The following is a 4,083-nucleotide window of genomic DNA, read 5'->3' as shown; positions in this document are numbered from 1 at the left end:
GATGTGGGCCTTGATCTCCAGCAGGCCGAGTTCGAAGACCTGGAAGAGGCCGACCGGCCCGGCGCCGACGATGACGGCGTCCGTCTGAATCGCATCGGGCCTGATCTGTACTGCTGCCTGCATGAGGAGAGAAGAAAGCTCAGCGGATCAGCTCGGGCAGCTTGCCCGTCTTGTCTTTCCACTCGTCGGCATCCGGCAGCGCCGGCTTACGCTTGGTGATGCTGGGCCAGCCCTTGGCGAGGTCGGCATTGATCTTGATCATGTGGATCTGATCACCCGGCACATCCTCTTCCGGCAGGATCGCGTTGACCGGGCATTCGGGGATGCAGACGGCGCAGTCGATGCACTCATCGGGGTCGATGGTGAGGAAGTTCGGGCCTTCGCGGAAGCAGTCGACCGGGCAGACGTCGACGCAGTCGGTGTATTTGCAGCGGATGCAGGCTTCGGTGACGACGTGGGTCATGAGCGGCTCTGGGAAGTAAGGGGCGCCCCGATGGGCAATGATTCGGGCGAAACGACGATTTTAAGGTCGGCGTGGTTTTGATCCTGCGCGTGGACGCGGCTGGCTCCTGTCCCGACCGTGACGACCGTGGGGCGGCCGCGGTGCAGCAGGGCCGCGTGGGCGAGGTCAGCCAGCGCGTGCTCGCTGGTGATGGCATCGGCACAGCCGGCACGGCTGACGACCAGCGTCGGCGTGTCCGGCGCCCAGCCGGCGGCCAGCAACTGGCGGCCAAGCGCGGCCAACTGGCGGCCGGCCATGTAGAAGACCTCGGTGTCGGCGCTTTGCGCGGCATGCAGTTCGCCGGCCTCGGTCATCGCCGTCGTCAGCGACACGCTGCGGCCTCGGCCGCGGCGGGTCAGCGGGCGTTGTGCCTGGGCGGCGGCGGCAAGAGCCGCGGTCACGCCAGGGACGACTTCGCTGGCAATGCCCGCCTCGGCCAACGCGATGAGTTCTTCCTCCAGGCGGCCGAAGACGCTGGCGTCGCCGCCCTTCAGTCGCACGACGAGAGCGTGCTCCCGCGCGGCCTTGACCAGCAGCGCATTGATCTCGGTCTGCTTGGCCGAATGCTCGAAGCCGCGCTTTCCGACCGAGATCCACTTGGCTTGCGGCGCAAGATCGCGCAGGGCCGGGTCGGCCAGCGCATCGGCCAGCACGATATCGGCCTGCGACAGCGCCCGCGCGCCGCGCAGCGTGATCAGGTCGGCGGCGCCGGGGCCGGCGCTGACGAAGATCACACGGCCGCTAGACATCACCAGGCCTCTTCCGCCGGAGCGGCTTGCACGTCTACCAGCAGCGCGCCGCTGGTGCGGTGGCTGGCGGGGTCGACGACGATCAGCGCGCCGCCGACGCGGTTGTCCACGAAGGGCTCGACGGGCAGCTCGTGCTGCACTTCCATCTGCACACGGCCGATGGTGTTGACGGGCAGTTCGTGGGCGTCCTGCGGCGTCAGCGTGTTGATGTCCAGCACCGAGTCGATGGCCGAGATKCGCGCCTGCACCCAACGGTTGCCGTGGCGCACCCAGTACTTGCGGCCAGGCTTGGCGGCCTCGGTGTCCAGCCAGGCCAGCGTTGCAGAGAAGTTCTTGGTGACCGCAGCGCTGCCCGGCGTGAYGATCCAGTCGCCGCGGCTGACGTCGAGTTGGCGGTCCAGCACCAGGCCGGCCGAGTCGCCGGCTTCGGCGCTGGGCACGGCCTCGCCGGCCAGGCGGACTTCGGACACGACCGCCGTCTGCTTCGACGGCAGCACCTCGATGGTGTCGCCCGCCTTGACGGCACCGTGGGCGATGCGGCCCCACAGCACGCGTGGCTGCACGCCGGTGCCCTTGGATTGGTAGGCGTCCTTCTGCACGTATTGCACGGGCAGGCTCAGCGGCGCGTCGGCGCGCTCGCTCAGCGTGGGCAGGCGCTCCAGCACCTGCAGCAGGCTCTCGCCGTTCCACCAGGGCGCATCCAGCGGCTGGGTGACGTTGTCGCCACGCAGGGCGCTCACCGGCACGGTGGCGGCCACGTTCAGGCCAGCGGCGGCAGCGAACTTGTCGAGCGCCGTCTTGACCTTGGCAAAGCCCGCGCCGGCGTCTTCCAGCGCATCGATTTTGTTGATGGCGAAGACGATGCTGGGCACGCGCAGCAACTGGGCCAGCAGCGAGTGGCGGCGTGTCTGCGGCAGCAGCGTCACTTCGGCTTCAGTCAGGTCGAGCTTGGTGATGTCCACCAGCACGACGGCGGCGTCGGAGCCGGCGGCGGCCGTGACCATGTTGCGCGTGTACTGCTCATGGCCGGGGGCATCGGCAATGATGAACTTGCGCGTCTTGGTCGCGAAGTAGCGGTAGGCCACGTCGATGGTGATGCCTTGCTCGCGCTCGGCCTCCAGGCCGTCGGTCAGCAGGCTGAGGTCGATGGGGCGGCCGGCGGCGCGGCGCTCGAGCGTGTCGAGCTGGTCGGCCAGGATGGCCTGGCCATCGAACAGCAGGCGGCCGATCAGCGTGGACTTGCCGTCGTCAACGGAGCCCGCCGTGAGGAATCGCAGCGCCTTCATCGCGCGGCCCGCCCGGCCGCCCGAAGGGCCGCGACGCCCCCTCGGGGGGCAGTGAACAAAGTGAACGTGGGRGCGGTCATTAAAAGTACCCTTCCTTTTTGCGCTTCTCCATGGAAGCCTCACTGGTGCGGTCGTCCATGCGCGTGGCGCCGCGTTCGCTGACGGTGACGGTCAGCGTCTCGGCCACGACCTCGCTCGCGTTGGCGGCGGGGCTCTCGACCGGGCAGGTGCAGGTCATGTCGCCCACGGTGCGGAAGCGCACGGTGGCGGTCTCGACGGTCTCGCCTTCTTCCGGCGGCGTCACGTCGGTCAGCGGCACCAGCAGGCCCTTGCGGCGGATGACCTGACGCTCGTGCGCGAAGTACATCTGCGGCAGCGGGATGTTCTCGCGGGCGATGTAGAGCCACACGTCCAGTTCGGTCCAGTTGCTGATGGGGAAGCAGCGGAAATGCTCGCCCGGGCGGATGCGCGTGTTGAACAGCGTCCACAGCTCGGGGCGCTGCTCCTTGGGCTGCCATTGGCCGAAGCTGTCGCGATGGCTGAAGATGCGCTCCTTGGCGCGCGCCTTCTCCTCGTCGCGCCGTGCGCCGCCGATCAGGCAGTCGAACTTGTGCTCCTCGATGGTCTCCAGCAGCGTCACCGTCTGGTGGCCGTTGCGGCTTTCCAGCGGGTGGGAGAGCCGAATCGTGCCCTTGGCCATCGAGTCTTCGAGGTGACCAACAACCAGGCGCTCGCCCATGTCGGCGACGCGCTGGTCACGGAAGGTGATGACTTCGGGGAAGTTGTGGCCCGTGTCGATATGCACCAGCGGGAAGGGCAGACTGCCCGAGTAGCCACTCGGGTGGGCCGCGTTCTTCATCTTGAAGGCCTTCTCGGCCAGACGCAGCACGACGCAGCTGTCCTTGCCGCCCGAGAAGAGCAGGGCGGGGCGCTCGAAGCTGGCGGCCACTTCGCGCAGGATGAAGATGGCTTCCTCTTCCAGCGCATCCAGGTGGGCGTGGTCGACGTCGGCGATGAGTTGTTCGGGTTTCACAGCAGCATTCATGATTTGGCGTGCAAGCCGCATTCCTTGGTGGAGTCTTCCCACCACCAGCGGCCCGCTCTGAAGTCTTCACCGACCGCAATGGCGCGCGTGCAGGGTGCGCAGCCGATCGAGGGCATGAACTGGTCATGCAGCGGGTTGTACGGAACCTCGTATTTTTGAACATACGCCCAGACCTCGGCCCAGGTCCAGTCGGCGATGGGGCTGATCTTGCGGCGGTTGTTGCCGTCGTCCTCGTCAAAGGCCACGTCACCGCGGGCACCGCTCTGCTCGCGGCGCAGGCCGGTGATCCAGGCCGAACGGCCCTTCAGCATGCGGCCCAGCGGCTCCATCTTGCGCAGGCCGCAGCAGGCTTTGCGCAGCTCGATGCTCTTGTACATCGCCTCCTCGCCCTCCTTGCGGACGAACTGGATGACGGCGTCGGCCGCCGGCTTGAAGACCTCGACCTCGCGGCCATAGCGTTCCCGGATGCGCGGGATCAGCGCCAGCGTCTCGGCGTGCAGC

5 protein-coding genes and 1 pseudogene are annotated in these 4,083 nt (G+C 67.7%); all 6 read right to left on the bottom strand.

Annotated elements, in window-relative coordinates; all coding sequences use genetic code 11:
- Positions 1–123, bottom strand: a pseudogene (locus ACXJKR_RS26265) (ferredoxin--NADP(+) reductase); the annotation flags it as partial.
- A gap of 16 nt (positions 124–139) precedes the next feature.
- Entirely contained in the window at positions 140–463 is a 324-nt protein-coding gene (gene fdxA / locus ACXJKR_RS26260; RefSeq protein ID WP_056194839.1) for a ferredoxin FdxA, read from the bottom strand.
- Positions 460–1,251, bottom strand: a complete 792-nt coding sequence (cobA, locus tag ACXJKR_RS26255; protein ID WP_457325312.1) for a uroporphyrinogen-III C-methyltransferase — start codon at positions 1,249–1,251, stop codon at positions 460–462. Before cobA ends, fdxA begins: the two co-directional genes overlap by 4 nt.
- Entirely contained in the window at positions 1,251–2,537 is a 1,287-nt protein-coding gene (locus ACXJKR_RS26250) for a sulfate adenylyltransferase subunit 1 (RefSeq protein ID WP_457325311.1), read from the bottom strand. The genes cobA and ACXJKR_RS26250 overlap by 1 nt, the downstream gene beginning before the upstream one ends.
- Positions 2,538–2,616: 79 nt before the next feature.
- Entirely contained in the window at positions 2,617–3,582 is a 966-nt protein-coding gene (gene cysD, locus ACXJKR_RS26245; protein WP_056194845.1) for a sulfate adenylyltransferase subunit CysD, read from the bottom strand.
- Positions 3,579–4,083 (bottom strand): phosphoadenylyl-sulfate reductase (locus ACXJKR_RS26240; protein ID WP_457325310.1); only part of this gene is annotated, 505 nt, incomplete at its 5' end. The genes cysD and ACXJKR_RS26240, both read right to left, overlap by 4 nt.

The organism is Roseateles sp. P5_E11, assembly GCF_054049355.1.
Note: the sequence above shows the minus strand (reverse complement) of the source record. Positions and strands in the feature narration are given on the sequence as shown.